Here is an 18,350-nt window from a genome sequence, read left to right as displayed (position 1 = left end):
CTGGTTGTCGCGGGGCGTTAGCCGCCCTGGTCGCATCGGTGGTGGTCGCCACGGCGCTGCCGCAATTCGCCTTCGCGTCGGAGCCCGACGCCGTACCCGAGCAGAGACACGCACCGGACCTGAGACAGGTGCCGGACCAGAGACAGGCGGACGCCCCGCAGCCCCGGGCGCACCCGCCCAAGGACCCGCCCAAGCGGGCCTATCCCCGCAACTCCCCGCGCCTGAAGGTCACGTACGGCGCGGACGGGGCGAGCGCCATCAAGGCCCCCTCGGTCGTGCACGCGAGAGGCCCCGAGCTGTCCTGGCCGAAGGCCACGGCGCGCGACGTCGTCGGCTATCAGCTGCACCGCTCGCCGCAGGCGGACTTCCGGCCGACGACCTCGACCCTCGTGGCCGACCTCGGCAAGGGCGCCACGCGCTACCGGGACACGACGACCGCGCCGACCCCGGCCGGGAGCCGCGCCGAGACCGGGCGGCGGTACGCGTACCGGCTGCTGGTGGAGACGAGGGACGGCCGCCTGCTCGGCTCGCCCGTGCGCCGCGTGGGCGTGCCGAAGGCGGGCCACACCCTCCGTGTCGTGGCGGCCGACCGGTCGCAGGCGACCCCGGGCGCCCTGAAGTTCCCGACGGCGGGCATCCCGAAGAAGGCCCACGTCCTCGACGCGCGGGTCCACCTGCGCGCCGGGAACGGCGAGGAGCTCTCGCGGGACGCCACGCCCCTCGCCCGCCGGTGGGTCAAGGACCCGGGGGCCAACAAGGGCCTTCCGCTCAAGGGCGCCGACCCGCGCCGCGACGCCCGGCTCGGCGTCCTCTACGCGGCCCCCACCCCCTGGGACACCTACTACGCCCCCGGCACCCCGCCCCGCATGACCGCCCGCAACACCTATCCGGTGACGGTCACGCTCACCAACACGACGACCTCGGCGTGGCCCGCGGGCGAGCGGCAGCTCAGCTACCGGTGGGCGTACCCGGACGGCTCGGACGCCACGACGGGTGACAACCAGTTGCGCACGGACGTCCCGGCCCTCGCGGCGGGCGCCTCCGCGACCGTGCGGGCCGAGGTCAAGGCACCGCCCGTGGACGGCAACCGCCGCGCGGGCTTCACCCTGACCTGGGACGTGTACAACAAGGCCGACGACACCTGGCTGTCCCAGAAGCCCGGCATCGGCGGCCTCGCGCAGACGGCGGCGGTCGAGGACCCGACGGCGGACCGGCTCGGCCTGGAGAAGTACCACGCGTACACGGGCAAGAACACCGGCGCGGGTTCGACGCTGATGTCCAACGTCGGTTCGGGCAACGCCGTCTGGTCCTACGACGCGGTCAACAACCCGGGCCGCGGCATCAACACCTTCGCGCGCTTCACGTACAACGCGCAGGACACCTCCGACGGCCAGCTGGGCCACGGCTGGTCGGCGCAGGCGTCGGGCCCGCTGCGGCTGGGCGCCGTGCTCGACTTCCACCCGGACGTGAACCCGGGCGAGGCGTACGTCGTCGACGGTGACGGCACCCAGCAGATCTTCCGGAAGCAGGGGAGCGGGGAGTGGAAGCCCTCGCCGGGCTACCACTACCGGCTGAAGGCGAAGGACGGCGCGCGCCTGTCGTGTCTGCCGGGCGTCGATCCCGAGGTGCCGGACGCCTGGACGCTGACCCGTCCGGACGGCACTCGCTTCCTGATCGGCTGCGACGGCTATCTGACCTCGGTCGTCGACAAGAACGGCAACACGCAGACGTACGAGTACGAGCTGCGCGACTCCGGCAACCGGCGTGTGAAGTTCCTCGCCCGGATCAAGGACCCGTCGGCCCGCACCACCCTCACGCTCGACTACTACCGGGCGGGCGACGCGACGTACGAGTACATCGACGACAAGGGGGAGAGGGCGTCCGGCAAGGACCTCTGGAACCCGAGGATCTACGACCACCTCAAGTCCGTCACGGATGTCTCGGGGCGCAAGGTCGCCTTCCACTACACCGAGAAGGGGCACCTCGGCCGCCTCACCGACGGTGACGGATCGGCGCAGCCCAAGGTCTTCAAGTTCGCGTACGACGCCGCGCAGGGCGCCAAGAACGCGAAGCTGACGAAGGTCACCGACCCGCGCGGGAACAGCACCGGGCTCGACTACTCGGTCACCGCCGAGACCGACTACCGCTGGTCGACGAAGACGGTCACCGACCGCCTCGACGGCACCACGGACTTCGCGTACAAGAAGCGGCAGGGCGGCGGTGACGAGACCAGGGTCACCGACGCCGAGCGGAACTCCGCCACCTATGAGACCGACGACAGTGACCGACCGGTCAAGATCGTCAACGCCAAGTCCGAGTACACCAAGATGAGTTGGGACGGCGACAACAACGTCACGCTCCTTGAGGAGAACAACGGCGCGAAGACGGCCTACTGCTACGACGAGAAGACCGGCTATCCGCTCTGGGAGCGCTCGGCGGAGGAGAACAAGGACGGCGTCCCGTCGGCCGCGGACTGCGCGCCCGGCAAGTACCCGGCCCACTCCTCCCGTTACGAGTACCAGACCCGGGAGGACGGCTATGTCGCCGACCTGAAGAAGAAGACCTCGGCGGAGAACCGGGCGTGGGAGTTCGGCCACGACGCCAAGGGGAACCTGAAGAAGGTCACCGACCCCAAGGGTGTCTCCACGCCCGCGGACGGCGACTACACGACGACGTACGACTACGACGCGTACGGCCAGCTCATCAAGGCCACCGACGCGGGCGGCAACCCGGTCCTGCACTCGGACTTCGCGCCGTCCGGCTCTCCGCGCACCACCACGGACGCGCTCAGCAAGGTCACGAAGACCGAGTACGACGAGCGCGGCCAGGTCACGGCGGTCACGGACGCGCTGGGCAAGAAGACCACGCAGACGTACGACACGTACGGCCGCCCGCTGGTGTCGAAGGCGCCGAAGGACCAGGCGGCGGGCGTCTTCATCACGACTCCGGCGCCCGAGTACGACCCGAACGACAACGTCGAGAAGTCCACCGCCCCCAACGGCGCGGTATCGACCGCCGTGTACGACAAGGCGGACCAGGTCACGTCGGCCACCGCGCCCAAGGACGCGGACACCTCCGGCGAGCGCAAGTCGGTCTACACGTACGACAAGGTCGGCAACCTGCGGACGACGACGGAGCCCAAGGGCGTGGCGACCCCGTCCGACCCCGACGACTACGTCACGACCAATACCTACGACGAGATCTACCAGCTCACCTCGGTCGTCAACGCCAAGAAGCACAAGATCAGTTACGTCTACGACGGCGTGGGCAACCCGGTGCGCGTCATCGACCCCAAGAAGAACAACACCTCCGACCCGGACGACTACACCACCAAGACCGACTACGACATGAACCACCGGGTCGTCGCGGTCACGGACGCGGCGGGCCGCACGGTCAAGCAGGCGTACGACAAGGACTCCCTGGTCGTCTCGACGACCGACCAGGAGAACAACACCACCAAGAACCACTACGACGAGCGCGGCAAGCTCGCCGTGACCGAGGTCCCGCACACGGACAAGACGACCCTCACGACGAAGTTCGGCTACGACGAGGTCGGCAACCGGATCAAGGTGTTCACGCCGCGCAGCGTGGCCGCCGACCGCCCCGACGCCTTCGTCTCCGAGACCACGTACGACGAACTCAACCGCCCCAAGCGGCAGATCCAGCCGTACGACCCGAAGGACCCGCGCTACAACCGGAAGGTCTGGACGGAGACGACGTACGACGCGGTGGGCCGGGTCGAGAAGGTCTCGATGCCGCCGTCCGAGGGCGAGCAGACCCGCAACGACACGACCTACGGCTACTACGACAACGGCTGGGTGAAGTCGTCCAAGGACGCCTGGAACATCACCACCGCCTACGACTACAACGCGCTCGGCCAGCAGAGCGCCCGCCAGCTCACCTCGGCGGCGGGCTCCTCCAGCCGCACCATGCGCTGGGGCCACTACCCGGACGGAAAGCTCAAGTCGCTGGACGACGACGGGATTCCGGTTGGCCGCAACGAGGTCCTGGGCGAGGAGTCGCAGCGGCGCGGCGGCGCCGGGTGGAAGCTGCCGATCCCGAAGTCCGGCACGTACACGGCGTACGCGGACCGTCCCGGGGACGGCAAGGGCTGGATCAAGCTGAGCCGCAAGACCTACAAGAAGAACGAGATCACGCCCCTCAAGGCCGCGGGCGCCTCGAAGGTCAAGCTCGTCCGTGACGCCTCGGCCGCCGCGGACACGGAGAACAAGCGCTTCGCGTACGCCTACGACGTCAACGGCAACCTCACCTCGATCGACGACAAGTCCACGGGCACGAAGGTCGACGCGTACACGATCTCGTACACGGGCCTCAACCAGGTCGAGAAGGTCGTGGAGGCCCTGGCGGGCCAGGAGAAGAAGGCCACGTCGTACACATACGACGCGAACGGTCAGCCGGAAACGCTGACGCACCCCGACCAGTACGCCAAGTACACGTACGACCTGCGCGAGCTGGTGAAGACGGCGTCGGTGGGCAAGTCCGCGTCCGACACCTCCCCGAAGGTCACGACCTACGACTACACCTGGCGCGGCGAGAAGAAGCTGGAGACCAAGGCCAACAAGAACACGGTCGACCACACCTACTACCTGGACGGCGCCCTCAAGTCCCAGACGGAGAAGAAGCCGAACCAGACGCTCGTCGCCTCGCACACCTACGCCTACGACCCGAACGGCAACAAGGCGCGGGACGAGGCGAAGAAGATGAACGCCGACGACGCGTCGAAGTACGTGTCGTCCACCACCGAGTACGCCTACGACCCGGCGGACCGCCTGGCGAAGTCGACCCGCACCGGGGACGGCGCGGGCACCGAGACCTACGTCCACGACGACAACGCCAACGTCATCTCACAGACGGTCAAGGGCAGGACCACGACGTACGGCTACGACCGCAACCGCCTCCTGAAGGCGGCGTCGGGCGGCGCGGAGGCCTGGTACACGTACGACCCCTTCGGCCGCCAGGAGTCGGTGACGAGCGGCGGCAAGGTGGTGGAGCGGAACACGTACGACGGCTTCGACCGGGTAACCAAGCACGAGAAGGAGGACGGCGGGGCGCGCGCCCTGAAGGCCACGAAGTACGCCTACGACCCGCTGGACCGCACCGCGAACCGCACGGACGCCGCCGGCAAGAAGACGGACTTCAACTACCTGGGCATGTCCGGGGAGGTCCTCAGTGAGGACGTCGCGGGCAAGCTGACGAAGTCCTACCAGTACAGCCCCTGGGGCGAGCGCCTGTCCCAGGTCAAGCACGCCGCCGACGGCAAGACCGAAGACACCTTCTACGGCTACAACAGCCACACGGACGTCGAGACCCTGACGGACAAGGACGGCAACGCGAAGTCCACGTACGGCTACACGGCCTACGGCAACGCCGACCCCGCCGACTTCACCGGCATCGACAAGCCGACGGCGACCGACCCGACGAAGGAGGCGTACAACCCTTACCGCTTCAACTCCAAGCGGTGGGACGGCGAGTCGGGCACGTACGACATGGGCTTCCGCGACTACAGCCCCGGCCTGAACCGCTTCACGACCCGGGACATGTACAACGGCGCCCTGGCCGACATGGAACTCGGCTCCGACCCCCTGACGGGCAACCGCTACGCGTTCGCGGGCGGCAACCCCACCACCTTCCTGGAGTTCGACGGCCACGACTTCGGCATTCCCGTCATCACCAACACCTTCAAGGGCATGCGGGAAGGCCTGAAGAAGGGCTTCACGGGGGCCGTGAAGGGCGGCGCGAAGCTGGCGGGGAAGCGCAATCCCGTCGGCACCGGCTTCAGCCTGCTGAGGATCCTCGGCGTCATCGACTCGAACCCGGTGGACCGGGCCATCGGCTCGGCTGTGGACCGGGCGGCGAGTGCGGTGTTCGGGGAGGATTCCGAGGGTGGGTCCAGTGGGCGCACCAGAGTTCCCGAGAACCGCTGCGGCGAGGACAAGTCGACGCGGTTCAACTACCAGCCCCTGAAGGACGGGGCGCCCACCGGGGCGACGGCGCTGATCTGCCCGCAGGACCTGAAGGGTCCGAATTCCCGGGGTCCGCGCGTCGGGACGTGGGATCCGCCCGGTTTCGTATCGGCCAGGGAACGGTCGAAGGGCAAGAGGTGGGTGTTCAACCGCTCTCACATCATCGGTGACCGATTCAGCGGGGACTGGGTGCGGGAGAACATCTTCACCGGGTACCGCGAGATGAACGTCAGCGGCATGAAGAAGTGCGAGAACCGGATGGCGGAGGCTCTCTCCAGTGGCCAACCAGTCTTGTACTCTGGCCAATTGCGCTATGGGGACGGCCGCGAGAACCTCCCGACGGGGATCACCATGACGGCCTCGACACCGAACGGTCTGCTCTTCAACGAGACCGTGGACAACAAGCCAGGAAAGCAGGTGACCTGTTGAGCGTCCAAGACTTGGAGCGGGTGCTTCCGGCGCTTCTGCGGCATCGTGCGCCGACTGCCCGGACCATCGACTGGGATGCGCTCTCCGGTGCGCTCGGGACGGCGCTTCCTTCCGATTTCATGGAGCTGACCGAGAAGTATCCCGCGCTCGCCATCGGTGATTTCCTCGCGATCCACATCCCGGACCCGGGTGAGGAGCATTCCTTCGTCGAAGGGATGCGGGAGGATCTCGAAGTCCTCGGGGACCTGCGGGACTCGGGCATGTCGCACGGACACGTGCCCTACCCCGAGGCGCGCGGACTGCTGCCCTGGGGGGACTCCTCCGACGGAGACCTCTTCTACTGGAAGACCACGGACGAGGGCCCCGACACCTGGACCATCCTCGTGAGCGGGCGCAACGACGACTGGTGCGAGTTCAAGGGCGGTCTCACGGAGTATCTGGCCGGTCTGGTCTCGGGCACGGTGCCCCCTGACGGGCTGCCGCCGGACTTCCCGGGGCGGACGCCGAGCGTCGACTCCGACTGACGCGCGGAGCGTGTCGTAGGGCGCGGTGGTGCGGGGGCTCGTCCCCCGCACCACCGCGCCTGCCTGCTGCAGGGCTACCGCCCGGCCTCCGACGCCTCCCCGGCGGGAGCCCTCTCACCCTCCGGCGCCTCCCCGAACCGCGCCAGCGCCAGCGCCCCCGCCACCGCCACCCCGAACCCGAGGAGCGCCAGCCAGCCCAGCCCCTCACGGGTGCGGTCCCCGAGCCATACGACCCCCACCAGGGCGGGCCCGATCGTCTCGCCGATGACCATCCCGGCGGTGGCGGCGGTGACCGAGCCGCGCTGGAGGGCGGAGGTGAGGAGCAGGAAGGCGGCGCCCCCGCCGACCAGGAGGGCGTACGCCGCCGGATTGGCGATCAGTGCCCCCGGCGACACGTCGTCGATGAGGCGGACCGTGACCTCCACGACGCCGAAGCCGCAGCCCGCTCCGAGGCCCAGGGCCAGGGCCCGGCCACGGTCCGGGAGGCGTCCGGCCAGGGCCCCGAGGAGCAGCACGGCCACGGCGACGCCCAGCATCACGTACCGCAGCGTCGTGGAGCCGGTCTCGTCGCCCTCGGCGCCGGAGGCGAGCCCGAGCATCGCGAGCCCGGCGGACACCACCCCCACCGCGCCCCACTCCGTCCCGCTGAGCCGCACCCCGAGCAGCCGTGCCGCGACGACCGCCGTGACGGCGAGCGACGCGGCGAGGGCGGCGCCGACCGCGTAGATGGGCAGGGAGCGGAGAGCGACGATCTGGAGGAGGAAGCCGAGGCCGTCCAGGGCGAGCCCGGCGACGTATCGCCATTGGCGTACCGCACGCAGGAGGAGGGCGGGGTCGACCCCGGAGCCGGTGCCGGGCGCGGTCGCGCGCGCGGCGACCGCCTGCAGCACCGACGCCGTACCGAAGCAGACCGCTGAACCGAGCGCGCAAATCATCCCAAGAGACACGAAAGGACAGTAGATCAGGGAGTGTCGCGCGCTCCGTCGGCGGGGCTGGGCACGGAGAGGGCTATCCGCGCCGGGGCTGGGTGCCGGGGCGCAGTTCGATGCGGATGCCGTCGTCGTCCTTGATGACGTACGTCGGGTCGGTGTCCTTGTGCCAGCCCAGCGGCAGCACGTAGTACCGCTGGTCGCGTTCGAGGAGCAGGCGCAGGCCGCTGTAGCGGTAGCGGTAGTGGGTGCCGCGGCCGAGGTCCTCCACCGCGGGGCCCGGCGGGGCGAAGCTGAGGCGGTCGGTGCTGAGGACGACGACGGCGACGCGGCGTACGAGTTGGCCGGCGTCGTGGTGCGCGTCGTGGCGGCCGCGATCCCCGGAGACCAGGGCGACGACCCAGATGAGGAAGAGGCCCGCGGCCAGGAGGGACGCGGCGCGCCGCCATGCCGGTGGGGGAGGGGTGCCCGCCGGTGTGGCGGCGCGGGTCCGGCCGAGAAGCAGCCCTGCCGCCACGAGCAGCGGGGCCGCCCAGGCGAACGGCTGGATCCACCGCCACACCAGGAGCAGGACGGCTCCGGCGGCGACGAACCCGACGTGAGCCCGCGCCACGGCCCGCCCGGCCCGCCGCAGTCGCACGACATGGCGTGGCGGGACCCGCAGGGCGGTGAGCAGCCGGGGCAGGTACGGCACCAGGAGGGCCAGGATGAGGACTTCGAGGGCGGGCAGCGCGGCCAGGTTCAGGCTGCGGATGACGAGTTCGAAGGTGTCGAAGCCGACGGCGAAGCTGTCGAGGTGGAAGTAGCCGTAGTAGGCGTTGGTGTAGATGTAGCCCGCGTACAGCATCAGGGCGCTGACGAACGAGGCGGCGCCGACGACGGAGTTGATGAGTTCCACGGGGTTGCCACCGGCGGTGGGGGGCTCCGGCTGCCGGGAGTCCGGGGTACGGGCCGCCCGCCGCACGCCCGGTGAACGCGGTACGCCCGGTGAGCGCCGTACCCCTGGCGAACGCGGCACGCGGGGCGCCCGCACCACGCGGCCCACGGTCAGTTCTCCCCGGGCGAGGCGCTGCCGCCCCCCGGCACGGCGGCCGACTCCGGCGAGTTCGTCCCGGGCGACGGTGTCACCGGCTCGGGCGTGCCCGGTGGGCGTCGGCACCAGGACCTGGTCTCCATGGCCGGGGACGGGCTGCACCCCGGCGGCGCCGCGGGCGTCGACCCGCTGACCCCGGGTCCGGGCGCCCCGGCCGGACCCGTGTCCGTCGGCGGCGGCTGCACCGGCGGCACCCCGGGGTCGCCGCCCTGGGACCCGCCGCTGGCCTGGGCACCGGGCGGCGCGCCGGGAGCGGCGGCGGACCCGCTGGGGCCTGCCTGCGAGGTGGTCGCGGCGGGGCCCGACGACTCGCCCGGCCGCCCCGGCACCTTCCCTCCGGGTCCGTCGGAGTGGCCGCACGCGGCGGCTCCGAGGCCCAGGGCGACCACCACGACGGCCGTCGGGACGGCTCCGCCGCCCCCGGCCACGATTCTCTGGCGTAAGCGCATCGTTCCCCCTCACACCGGAACGTCCTCACAGTGTGTGACCGAAGGATGGCACCGGTCGCGGGGGCTGCCCAGATCCAGGACGTGAATTCACTCCTGTACGCCCCGAGTTGAGGGATACCGGGTGGCGCACCGTCCTGCTACCCGGCGGCAGGGCCCTGCTACCCGGCGGCTTCCCGTCGCCCGGCGGCTTCCCGCGACCAGGCCGTCTCCCCTTGCCCGGCGGCTTCCCGCGCCCCGGCGGTCTCCCCCTGCCTCGCGTCGAACCGGCTGCGGGCCGTCTCGATCTCCGTCATGTACCGGTGCGTCCAGTCGCACATGGCGTCGATGGCGCGGAGCAGCGCCGTGCCCGCCTCTGTCAGGCGGTACTCGACGCGGGGCGGCACGGTGGGGTGGACGGTGCGGTGGACCACGCCGTCGCGTTCGAGGCCGCGCAGGGTCTGGGTGAGCATCTTGTGGCTGATGCCGTCGACGGCGGAGCGCAGCTCGGTGAAGCGCAGGGTGCCCTCGCCGAGGGAGCTGACGATCAGGATGGCCCACTTGTTGGCGAGGCCCATGAAGACCTCGCGGGCCAGGGCGTCGGTGCGCGCGACCTCCGCCGCGTCGGCGCCGCCCTGGATCTGCCGGATGCTCACGGGGTTCTCCTCCCACCGGAACGTGCCGGAACGTGCCTGCCTGTCTCCGCGAGCGTACGTCGAGGGGGGCCGGGGCCGACGGCCGCCGGCGCACAGGGCACCATGGGCGGTCGCAATGATCAGAGCGCCGTGGCGGACACGGCGTGGAACCACGGGGAACACATGAGCACTCTGCGCGGTATGCGGAACCACCGGTCTCTCGGTCTGGCGGCGGTGGGCGTGATCACCGCCCTCGCGGTGACCGCGTGCGGCCCGTCCGACGACTCGGACAAGGACGGGAAGTCCGGCGCGTCGAAGGCCGCCGACGAGGCGCCGAAGAACCTCAAGCTCGGGCAGCCGGGCCCGGTGCAGGAGATCACCAGCTACAAGAAGACCGGCAAGTTCTCGATCACGCCCACGAAGGTGTCGCTGGGCAAGCCCGAGGACCTCAAGGAGCTGGACGACCCGAAGAAGTACAAGGACAAGAAGATCGCCTGGATCTACGTGAAGGCGAAGCACGTCGGCGGCCCCGCCATCAAGGAGGCCAAGCCGATGAGCGACGTCGGCGCCGAGACCGACGCGGGCGCGCCCGCGACCCGGTTCATCCTCATCGGCACGCTCGCCAGCACGCCCAAGGACTGCAACCTCCTCAACGGCGTCAAGGAGCTGGGCAGCGACGACATCTGGAAGAAGGGCGAGGAGCGCACCGTGTGCGAGCCGTACCTGGTCCCGGCCACCGCGAAGGTCAAGAACGTGACGTACTCGCAGGGCTTCTACAAGGAGCCCCTCAAGTGGGCGGTGAAGTAACTCAGGCGTAGCTCTGGCCTGGTGGGCCCGTGCCGAGGAGTGAACGAGGCCGCCCGGGTTCTGGGAGCGTGGCGCTTCCGGGGCGGCAGTCAAGGGCGCCCTGCGGGCGTCGGCTGCGCCGATTCCGCTGCGCTCCACCCTTGACTCCCGCCCCTCCAGCGCGAGTTGCCGTCGGCCGGGCGGCCCGGGGCGGGGGCGGCGGGGAGCCTCCGGTGGCGGCGGAAAGGCTTCGCTGCCGGGTGCCGCCCGGCACAGCCTTGGCGCGGCGACCCCGTCCTGTGGCCCAACGGGGTTGCTGGGTGGGTGGTTCGCCTGATTCGCCGGGTGGCAGGTGGCAGGTGGCAGGCGGTGGGCGGTTGTCGAGCGTGCCGGGCCGGTCCCGGTGACCTGTTTTGGAAAAGTTGCGAGAGGCGCGCGGGGTAGTGCGAGCGGCAGGGCGCGCGCCCCACCTGTAAGTGCAGGTCAGTGCGAGCGAATGCGAGTGAGGGCGAGTCAGTGCCAGTCAGTGCCAGTCAGCGCTGGTGGGGAGGGGCGTGAATTGCTGGGGTGCGCTACCCCTGTGCGCTGCTCGCAACTTTTCCGAAGTAGGTGATGGGGGGGAGGGCTGGGGCTGGCCGCGCCCAGCCCTACCCGCCAGCCGCGCCCAGCCCAGCCGCACCCGGCGGCCGCACCCGGCGGCCGCACCCGACAGCCGCACCCGGCGGCCGGGTGTGGCCGCCCCGCTACCGGTCCCGCACGGTGCGCCGACCGCGAGGGGCCACACAGGAAGTGCCGGTCCGCACCCGGCAACGAAGCCGTGCGCTCTCCCCGGAGGCTCCCCGCCGCCCCACCCCGGGCCGCCCGGCCAACAGCAACTCGCGCTGGAGGGGCGGGAGTCAAGGGTGGAGCGCAGCGGAATCGGCGCAGCCGACGCCCGCAGGGCGCCCTTGACTTCCGTCCCGGAGGCGCCACTATGTCGACCTCCGGGCGGCCACGTTCACCTTTGCGCGTAGGGGAGGAAGTCGCTGCACGCGGTGGAAGTGAGGGCGAGTCGAGAGCTTCAGGCCGCGTCAGTGTGGCCTCTCCTTCCTCGACGACGCGGACGAACTCCTCGTGGGCAGAGCCGTGTCAGGCCTCGCGCGCACCGCGCAGGGCCGCGCGGACGGCAGGGGCGCCGAGGGCGGTGGCGAGGGTCGCGGGGCGTGGCCAGGGCGCGTTCGCGGTTGCCTCGGCCCGGTCGCGGCGGCAGGGGCCGCAGTGGTCCTCGTCGGACACCGGGCGGAAGAGGAGAGGGTGAGGGTGGGGGCCCGCGCACTCCCGCAGGGCGGCGACCTGGGGTTGTTCCGGCCTTGGCGGCCGGGGCGGCACGGGGTCGCTGAGGAGGTGGCGGACGAGGCCGCCCGGCTTGTGGATGACTGGGGGCAGCCCTCGGCGGATCTCGTCGAGTACGTCGCCGGGACTGTGGCCCAGCGCCAGCCACTGCCCGGCCAGCTCGGTGAGCTGGGGGACCATCCCGCGCGGTACGCGTAGACGCGGGTCGAGGTCGCGCAGGCCCTCGACGAGGTGGCGTGCCTCGTCCGGGGACGGGGGAGGTTGGGGGGTGTTCACCGGGGGTGTCGCCTCTGGATGACAGCCGACGGCCGGATGGGTCGGCGAGCCGGTGGCCGGACGGGGGCCCGTCGGTACGGGGGTCACGTTCCGTAAGGCCCCGGCTTCCTCGGCGCTCAGCGGGACGTTGGAGACTAGCTGGCGGGTCGTCCACCGTCCCCGCTCCCGCTGCTCGCGCCACTCGTGGACGTACCCCTCGTCCTTCAACTGCCGCTTGGCGCGAAGGAATCCGGTCTTCCCGATGCCTGCGTTGCGCGCGGTGGCCGAGAGCGGTTCGTCCGCCCCGTCGGGGAGGGAGAGCTGCCAGGTCAGCAGGCGTACGGCGTCGGAGGAAAGCCGTGGATGGCGGAGAATCTCGTTCGGCACCTGCGTGAAGAAACGGGCAGGGGCGATAACATGACGCTGCATTTCGGGTGCTCCTACGAGGCACTCGGCGTGAAGGCCCTCGCTGCTGGTTGCCGCCAGCGCGGGGGCCGTTTAGTTGTGGTTACCGTACATCAACTCACGTGTACGGACGGTCACTTCTGGTTGCGAGGTCCGTTCGGCCGCTCGCGCCGTGACACGGCTCCGCCCCGGCGCGGGCCGTGACGGCTCGTACCGGGGCGGAGTGCGGGGCTCAGGGGTTCAGCTCTTGATGTAGAACGACTTGAATTTGACGTCGGTGCCGAGGTGGGACTGGCCGGGAACCGTCGTCTTGGTGCCTTCGCAGTCTTCCTCGGCAAAGACCCAGACCTCGAACTGCTCTGTGTTGTCGGGCCTGAAGGCGGTCTCGTTCTTGCCCTCGACCTCGGGGACGTTGTAGCACGTGATCCCGTCAAGGTCGTCCATCTGCCCCAGGGTCGGGCTGGCCGGGTCGCCGTACTGGTAACGGAAGGAGAATTGGCCCGCGCTGGCCGATGTGGGAAGGGCCAGGACGAGGGTGAGGGCGCCGAGGGCGGCACCGACGGTGTGGCGAAGACGCACGGGGGGACTCCTTTTGCTGCCGAGGTCTTGAGCCCTCGGATCGTGTTGTGTTCCCTCGCCGTGGCTCCTTGATCTTGGCGTGAGCCACCCGTACGACGTGCGCAGAAACGATGCTGCTTACGCCATGTGGGTGTGGGTGGCAGCTACTTGACACTGCGGCGCAGGAAGTCCACCCACGCGGTGGGTGTGACGGCGAGGCGGGGTCCGTCGGGGTTCTTGGAGTCGCGGATGTGGATGGTGTCGGGGGCTGCGGCCACCTCGACGCATGACGGTCCGTCGGCTGTGCTGTAACTGCTCTTGAACCACTCCAGCGTCATGACTCTCTTTCCATCTTCTCGATGAAGTCCTGTGACTCCTCCGGCGTCAGAGCCTGCGCTCGGATGATGCCATAGCGCATATCGAGGATCTGGACCTCTTTCGGATCGGTAACCACGCGGCTGGCGAGCTGGACCTCGATCAGCCCGACGGTGGTCCCGTCCTTGAGCTTGGTCAGGCGGAAGGGCCCCTCAAGTCCGGTGTTCCGTTCGCGGATCAAGGGCAGGACCTGGATGTCTACGTTGCGCAAGTTGCTGAGTGCCGACAGGTGTTCGAGCTGGTTGCGCAATGTCATTGTGCCCCCAGGGTTGCGCCGCAATGTCGACTCGCACAGCACAAAGCTGAAGACGGTACGCCCCATCGCGTCCTTGAGGATCTGCTGGCGATCCATGCGCGCGAGCAGTCGCCGTTCCAACCCCACCCTGGGGTGGGGGTCTGCGTGCGTGCCGACGTCGGGGGAGTCAGGGCACGAGGCTGTCGAGGTCGATGTCGACGGGGAAGGGGACTGCGGTCCTCAGCCGGTCCCTGTGGATGCCGGTGGCCACATAGGCGCTGGTCATGTCGTCGAGTTCGTAGGTGTGGACGGACGGGGAGCCGGCTTCGTCCTCGACGCGCCAGAAGTGCGGGATCTTGGCCTGTGCGTACTTGAAGGGCTTCAGGGACCGGTCGCGGTCGGCTGATTCCTCCGAGACGACCTCGATGACCAGAGTGACGTCTTCGGGGGCGTACCAGGTGCGATCGGGGTCGTACGAGGCGGTGGTGACCAGGATGTCCGGCTCGGGGCGGCTCCTTCTGTCGAGGCGGATGGTCATCTCACGCTCCGTCTCCGAACCGGCGGGAGCCGTCTGCCGCAGGGCGAAAGTCAGGTTCTCCACGAGTCGGGAGTGCCAGGACCGCTGCGGCGACACCATGAAGATCAGGGCTCCGTCGATGAGTTCGGTGTGTCGCGGTGCCTGGGAAAGATGGTCGAGGTCGTCAGCTTCCCAGCCGCTCGGCCTGGGCGGGATCATCCAGTCGGGGAGTTCGGCTGTCACGGCTTCCTCCGGGCGCCTGAAGGGGGCGGTCGAGGGGTTTGATCATGGTCTGTGGACCCGGGTCATACGTTGGCGCCAGCGCAATTGATGCCGCGCCGAGCACGGTGACCTCACAGAGCCGGTCTGCCGCGCCCGCCCCGGGGGACCGTGATCTTCAGGTTTAGGGCGACAGCACTGAAAGCGGTGTCAACGTTCAGCAGTACGACGACGTCGCATCATCCTTGCAGCAGTGGCGCCTCGTCCCCGATGCCCCACGCGCCGACTATTCGTCCGTGTGCCGGGCTTGCGCGCTGAAGATGCCCCAGCGCACGCGTCCCGCGCGGGTCGCGTCGACCCAGAGGGGGAGGTTGGCGAGGAGGCCGTCGACGTAGGCGGGGCTGATCGTGGTGCGCAGCTCGGCCTCGCGGGCGCGGGTGGTGTCGTTCAACCGGACGTAGTGCCGGGCGATCTGGGTGCTGTGGTCGTCGAATTCGACGGGGGCCAGGCCCAGGTCGGCGAGCTGGCGCAGGTAGAAGGAGGGGGTCGCGAGGGCGGCGACGCCCAGGCGGGAGACGACCGGGGCCAGCGCCTCGGCGGGTGTGTCCTCGTCGGCCATGATGTCCGTGAAGGCGAGGCTCCCGCCGGGCTTGAGGACGCGTACGGCCTCGCTCAGCGCGCGCGGCCGGTCATCGCTGTGGCAGAGCGCTTCCAGCGAGCAGACGGCCTCGAAGTGGTCGGCGGGGCGTACGGCACTTCGTGGAAGGAGCCGGTGACGACCTCGATCAGGCCGTCGAGGCCGCGCTTGGCGTTGGCCGCGCGGTGGCGCTCGTTCTGGACGGCGCTGAGGTTGAGCGCGACGACGTCGCAGCCGAAGCGGTCGGCGAGGTAGCGGGCGGTGCCGCCGTAGCCGGAGCCCAGGTCCAGGACGGTCCGGCCGGGGCCGAGGTGGTCCGCGAGGCGGTCGGCGAGGCGCTCGACGGTACGGCGGGAGGCATCGGCGACGGGCTCGGTGTCGTGGTCGTAGATGCCGGTGTGGATGTCCTCGCCGCCCCAGACGGCGTCGTAGAAGGCGTCGACGTCGGTGGATTCGTAGTAGCTGCGGGTGGCGTCCTCATTGTCGCCCAGTGTGGTCTCGGCCGTCTGGCGGTCGTGGCCGTCTTGTCGTCGTTCATGTGCGCTGTCCCCTCACTCGTGCCGCCTCCGTGGCGGTTCCCCAAACCTGGGCTCGGCCGCGAGAGGAGATCAACGGTGCCAAGTCGGCCAACCGGACGCCGTGTCCCGAACCGATCGGGGGGACCGGCTGCCGGGGAGGGCCGGCAGCCGGTCTCGCCTCACATGAAGCGCACCGAGCGGAGCTTCAGGCGCTCGGAGGCGTGGCCGCCGTGCGGGCGCAGGGTGAAGGAGTCACCGTCACAGTGCGGGCCGGTGTAGACGGTGGCGTACGCGTCGGTGTGGTTGAGGGGCGAGTGCGCCGAGCTCGACGAGGAGGGGTTGCCGACCTCCGGCAGGGTCACGCACTCGTAGCTCGGCGGGTCGGCCAGGACGCCGGTCTGCGGGGAGCCGTCGAGCCCGCTGTACGTGTAGAAGAAGGGGCCCTCCGCGGCCGAGGCGGAGGTGGGCAGAGCGAGGATGAGCGCGAGCGCGCCGAGGGCGGCACCGGCGGTGGAACGAAAACGCACGAAGGCACTCCTTGAAGGGAGTTGGGGGTGGGCCGGAAGCCGAGCGGGCTCCGGCGGGTTCCGGGAATCGGATCCCGTCGGAGCCTGCCTCGGTGAGAGGGCGCGTCCTCCTTCCCCGGAGCCGCGTCACCCGAAGGGAACCCGCCGAAACGATCAGCCGTGCGGTGAACGGGTGACACGGCCACGCGGGGAGTTTGCGGCGCCGTGTACCCGTACTCCGCAGGTCAGTTGAACATCACGCTGTGCGGGAGCGAGCCGAAGAAACCGGTGGACTGGCCGGGCCTCAGGGTGCCCGAGGGCTCCTCGCAGCCGTGGTCGAAGTAGACCGTGGCGGTCGCGTCGGTCTGGTTCGACGCGCTGGTCGCGCCGCCCTGGACGAGGAGTCGGCACTCGCCGTTCGCCGGGTTGTCCATCTGGAGGTCCCCGGCCTCGACCGAGTGGTAGAGGAACGTGCCGTTCGCGGCGTGGGCGCTGCTGGTGGGCAGCGCGGCGAAGAGGGCGAGGGCGGCCCCGGCGGCCAGGGCCGTGCGGCCGAGGCGGGTCGCCGTCATGCGTGTGGTGGTCATGGCGTCAACGGTTGTGGACGGGGGGTGGCGCGCCCAGGGGGTACGGCCTCTTGCGGCCGGGAAGCCCGCCCGGCGGGCCGGGAAACCGGAGCAGGAAAGGGGTCGCCAGGATGAGGAGCCCGGCGGTGGCGATCGCGGTGCGGGGGCTGGTGAGGGTCGCGAGGAGGCCCGACAGGGCGGTGAGGGCGGCGACCGTGGCCCTGGTCGTGATCGTCCAGGCGGACAGGGTGCGGGCGATACGGTCGGGCGGGGTGTGGTGCAGGCGGTACGTGGCGTACACCGGGTTGAAGACGCCCATGCAGGTGATCAGGCCCAACTCGGTGACCATGACCAGGGCGAGGCCGGTCGGGCCGGGGTGGACGAAGGCCAGGGCGAGGGGCCAGCAGACGCGCAGGGTTCCGGCGACGCGCAGGACCGCGCGCTCGCCGAAGCGGTGGACCAGGGGGCGGGACAGGCGGGAGCCGATCAGGCCGCCCAGGCAGGGCAGTGCGAACGCGAGGCCGTACTGCCAGGGGGCGAAGCCGAGTTGGCCGAGCATGAGGACGGCGAGCGGGGGAGCGGCCGCCATGATCAGGGCGCTGACCAGGACGGTGTTGAGGAACAGGGGGCGCAGCGCCGGGTCGGTGAGGAGGAAGCGCCAGCCGTCGGTGAGGTCGCGGACGCGGAGGCGGGGTGGCGTACTCCGCTGGGGGTGCGGCTCGGTCGCGCGGATCGCGCGGATTCCCGCCGCCGAGAGCAGATAGCTCACCGCGTCCGCCGCCACCGTCACCACCGGCCCGAACACCCCCACCGTGGCCCCGCCGAGCGGTGGCCCGAGCGCCGTCGCCGTCCAAGTCGTGGACTCCATGCGGCCGTTGGCGGTGAGCAGGTCCTCCGGGTGTACGAGCGCCTTCAGGTGGGCGCCGGACGCCGTGCTGAAGGCGATGTCGGCGGCGGCGACCAGCACCGAGACGGCCAGGAGGTGGGCGAAGGTCAGGGCGTCGAGGGCGTACGCGACCGGCACGGTCACCAGTGCCGCGCAGCGGGTCAGGTCCATCGCCACCATCACCGGCCGCTTGCGCCGGAACTCCACCCACGGGCCGAGCGGCACCGCCACCGCCGCCCCCACCGCGAGCCCCGCCGCCGAGAGCAGCGCCACCTGCGCCGGTCCCGCGCCCAGCGCCAGGATCGCGATCAGCGCGAACGCGTCGAACGCGAACCGCGTCCCGAACGCGCTGATCCCGTACGCGGCCCACAGCCACCCGAAGTCCCGGCCCAGCGACCGCGTGTCCGCCCCGTCGGCCCTGCCCGCCATGCCGAGCGTCCCCCCTCCCCGGACAACGCCGTGTTGACCACCGGCATCAAAACCAGGCGTGGGGCAGGCGCGCAAACAACCAGAGGGAAGGTTTCGTACAACCAGAG

The 18,350-nt window shown here is 70.5% G+C and carries 15 protein-coding genes and 1 pseudogene; 3 read left to right on the top strand and 13 right to left on the bottom strand.

Annotated features, from left to right (window positions below; genetic code table 11):
- The first annotated feature begins 128 nt into the window (after nucleotides 1–128).
- Together IE274_RS21685 and IE274_RS21680 are read left to right on the top strand one after the other, a co-directional pair.
- Nucleotides 129–6,413: a DNA/RNA non-specific endonuclease gene (locus IE274_RS21685; protein ID WP_229909714.1), complete on the top strand. Its 6,285-nt coding sequence runs from the start codon at nucleotides 129–131 to the stop codon at nucleotides 6,411–6,413.
- A gap of 119 nt (nucleotides 6,414–6,532) precedes the next feature.
- On the top strand, nucleotides 6,533–6,937 hold the full coding sequence (locus tag IE274_RS21680) for a hypothetical protein (RefSeq protein WP_190117529.1): 405 nt from the start codon (nucleotides 6,533–6,535) through the stop codon (nucleotides 6,935–6,937).
- 74 nt (nucleotides 6,938–7,011) lie between these two features.
- Here IE274_RS21680 and IE274_RS21675 read toward each other — a convergent pair whose 3' ends face one another.
- The 3 genes from IE274_RS21675 to IE274_RS21665 all read right to left on the bottom strand — a co-directional run bounded on the left by IE274_RS21675 (nucleotide 7,012) and on the right by IE274_RS21665 (nucleotide 10,040).
- The gene (locus IE274_RS21675; protein ID WP_190117796.1) at nucleotides 7,012–7,872 is read right to left on the bottom strand and encodes a DMT family protein; all 861 of its coding nucleotides are present in this window, start codon (nucleotides 7,870–7,872) and stop codon (nucleotides 7,012–7,014) included.
- A gap of 73 nt (nucleotides 7,873–7,945) precedes the next feature.
- A complete protein-coding gene (locus IE274_RS21670) occupies nucleotides 7,946–9,025 on the bottom strand; it encodes a hypothetical protein (protein ID WP_229909713.1) in 1,080 nt (359 codons plus the stop codon).
- A 541-nt stretch (nucleotides 9,026–9,566) separates the two neighbouring features.
- Nucleotides 9,567–10,040 (bottom strand): winged helix-turn-helix transcriptional regulator, encoded by a 474-nt coding sequence (locus IE274_RS21665; protein ID WP_229909712.1) that lies wholly within the window; start codon nucleotides 10,038–10,040, stop codon nucleotides 9,567–9,569.
- Nucleotides 10,041–10,202: 162 nt separating this feature from the next.
- Here IE274_RS21665 and IE274_RS21660 point away from each other — a divergent pair, with 162 nt between their 5' ends.
- Complete coding sequence (locus IE274_RS21660; protein ID WP_190117528.1) at nucleotides 10,203–10,826, top strand: hypothetical protein; 624 nt, start codon at nucleotides 10,203–10,205, stop codon at nucleotides 10,824–10,826.
- A 1,107-nt stretch (nucleotides 10,827–11,933) separates the two neighbouring features.
- Here IE274_RS21660 and IE274_RS21655 read toward each other — a convergent pair.
- The 10 genes and pseudogenes from IE274_RS21655 to IE274_RS21615 all read right to left on the bottom strand — a co-directional run bounded on the left by IE274_RS21655 (nucleotide 11,934) and on the right by IE274_RS21615 (nucleotide 18,243).
- Nucleotides 11,934–12,779 carry a hypothetical protein gene (locus tag IE274_RS21655; RefSeq protein WP_190117527.1) on the bottom strand — a complete coding sequence of 282 codons (846 nt, stop codon included), beginning with the start codon at nucleotides 12,777–12,779 and terminating at the stop codon, nucleotides 11,934–11,936.
- A 258-nt stretch (nucleotides 12,780–13,037) separates the two neighbouring features.
- A complete protein-coding gene (locus IE274_RS21650) occupies nucleotides 13,038–13,376 on the bottom strand; it encodes a hypothetical protein (protein WP_190117526.1) in 339 nt (112 codons plus the stop codon).
- A gap of 143 nt (nucleotides 13,377–13,519) precedes the next feature.
- The gene (locus IE274_RS21645; RefSeq protein WP_190117525.1) at nucleotides 13,520–13,693 is read right to left on the bottom strand and encodes a DUF397 domain-containing protein; all 174 of its coding nucleotides are present in this window, start codon (nucleotides 13,691–13,693) and stop codon (nucleotides 13,520–13,522) included.
- A complete protein-coding gene (locus tag IE274_RS21640; RefSeq protein WP_190117524.1) occupies nucleotides 13,690–14,082 on the bottom strand; it encodes a DUF5753 domain-containing protein in 393 nt (130 codons plus the stop codon). The genes IE274_RS21645 and IE274_RS21640 overlap by 4 nt, the downstream gene beginning before the upstream one ends.
- 70 nt (nucleotides 14,083–14,152) lie before the next feature.
- Entirely contained in the window at nucleotides 14,153–14,701 is a 549-nt protein-coding gene (locus IE274_RS21635; protein ID WP_233103116.1) for a Uma2 family endonuclease, read from the bottom strand.
- A 286-nt stretch (nucleotides 14,702–14,987) separates the two neighbouring features.
- Nucleotides 14,988–15,320 (bottom strand): hypothetical protein, encoded by a 333-nt coding sequence (locus tag IE274_RS40245; protein WP_307822148.1) that lies wholly within the window; start codon nucleotides 15,318–15,320, stop codon nucleotides 14,988–14,990.
- 185 nt (nucleotides 15,321–15,505) lie between these two features.
- A pseudogene (locus tag IE274_RS40075) lies at nucleotides 15,506–15,730 on the bottom strand (SAM-dependent methyltransferase); the annotation flags it as partial.
- Nucleotides 15,731–16,035: 305 nt separating this feature from the next.
- Nucleotides 16,036–16,383, bottom strand: coding sequence for a hypothetical protein (locus tag IE274_RS21625; protein WP_190117522.1), 348 nt, complete (start codon nucleotides 16,381–16,383; stop codon nucleotides 16,036–16,038).
- A 224-nt stretch (nucleotides 16,384–16,607) separates the two neighbouring features.
- Entirely contained in the window at nucleotides 16,608–16,949 is a 342-nt protein-coding gene (locus IE274_RS21620; RefSeq protein WP_190117521.1) for a hypothetical protein, read from the bottom strand.
- A gap of 4 nt (nucleotides 16,950–16,953) precedes the next feature.
- Complete coding sequence (locus IE274_RS21615) at nucleotides 16,954–18,243, bottom strand: MFS transporter (RefSeq protein WP_190117520.1); 1,290 nt, start codon at nucleotides 18,241–18,243, stop codon at nucleotides 16,954–16,956.
- Between the last annotated feature and the right edge of the window lie 107 nt (nucleotides 18,244–18,350).

Origin of the sequence: Streptomyces flavofungini, from assembly GCF_014650815.1 — a bacterium.
GTDB lineage: Bacteria > Actinomycetota > Actinomycetes > Streptomycetales > Streptomycetaceae > Streptomyces > Streptomyces flavofungini.
This window is presented reverse-complemented; position numbering and strand designations above follow the sequence as displayed.

Bases quoted from the DNA above. Each gene is read 5' to 3' on its own strand.
- IE274_RS21680 (WP_190117529.1), top strand. From the start codon at position 6,533: ATGGAGCTGACCGAGAAGTATCCCGCGCTCGCCATCGGTGATTTCCTC.
- IE274_RS21675 (WP_190117796.1), bottom strand. From the start codon at position 7,872: ATGATTTGCGCGCTCGGTTCAGCGGTCTGCTTCGGTACGGCGTCGGTG.
- IE274_RS21660 (WP_190117528.1), top strand. From the start codon at position 10,203: ATGAGCACTCTGCGCGGTATGCGGAACCACCGGTCTCTCGGTCTGGCG.
- IE274_RS21645 (WP_190117525.1), bottom strand. From the start codon at position 13,693: ATGACGCTGGAGTGGTTCAAGAGCAGTTACAGCACAGCCGACGGACCG.
- IE274_RS21640 (WP_190117524.1), bottom strand. From the start codon at position 14,082: ATGGATCGCCAGCAGATCCTCAAGGACGCGATGGGGCGTACCGTCTTC.
- IE274_RS21635 (WP_233103116.1), bottom strand. From the start codon at position 14,701: ATGATCCCGCCCAGGCCGAGCGGCTGGGAAGCTGACGACCTCGACCAT.
- IE274_RS40245 (WP_307822148.1), bottom strand. From the start codon at position 15,320: ATGGCCGACGAGGACACACCCGCCGAGGCGCTGGCCCCGGTCGTCTCC.
- IE274_RS21620 (WP_190117521.1), bottom strand. From the start codon at position 16,949: ATGACCACCACACGCATGACGGCGACCCGCCTCGGCCGCACGGCCCTG.
- IE274_RS21615 (WP_190117520.1), bottom strand. From the start codon at position 18,243: ATGGCGGGCAGGGCCGACGGGGCGGACACGCGGTCGCTGGGCCGGGAC.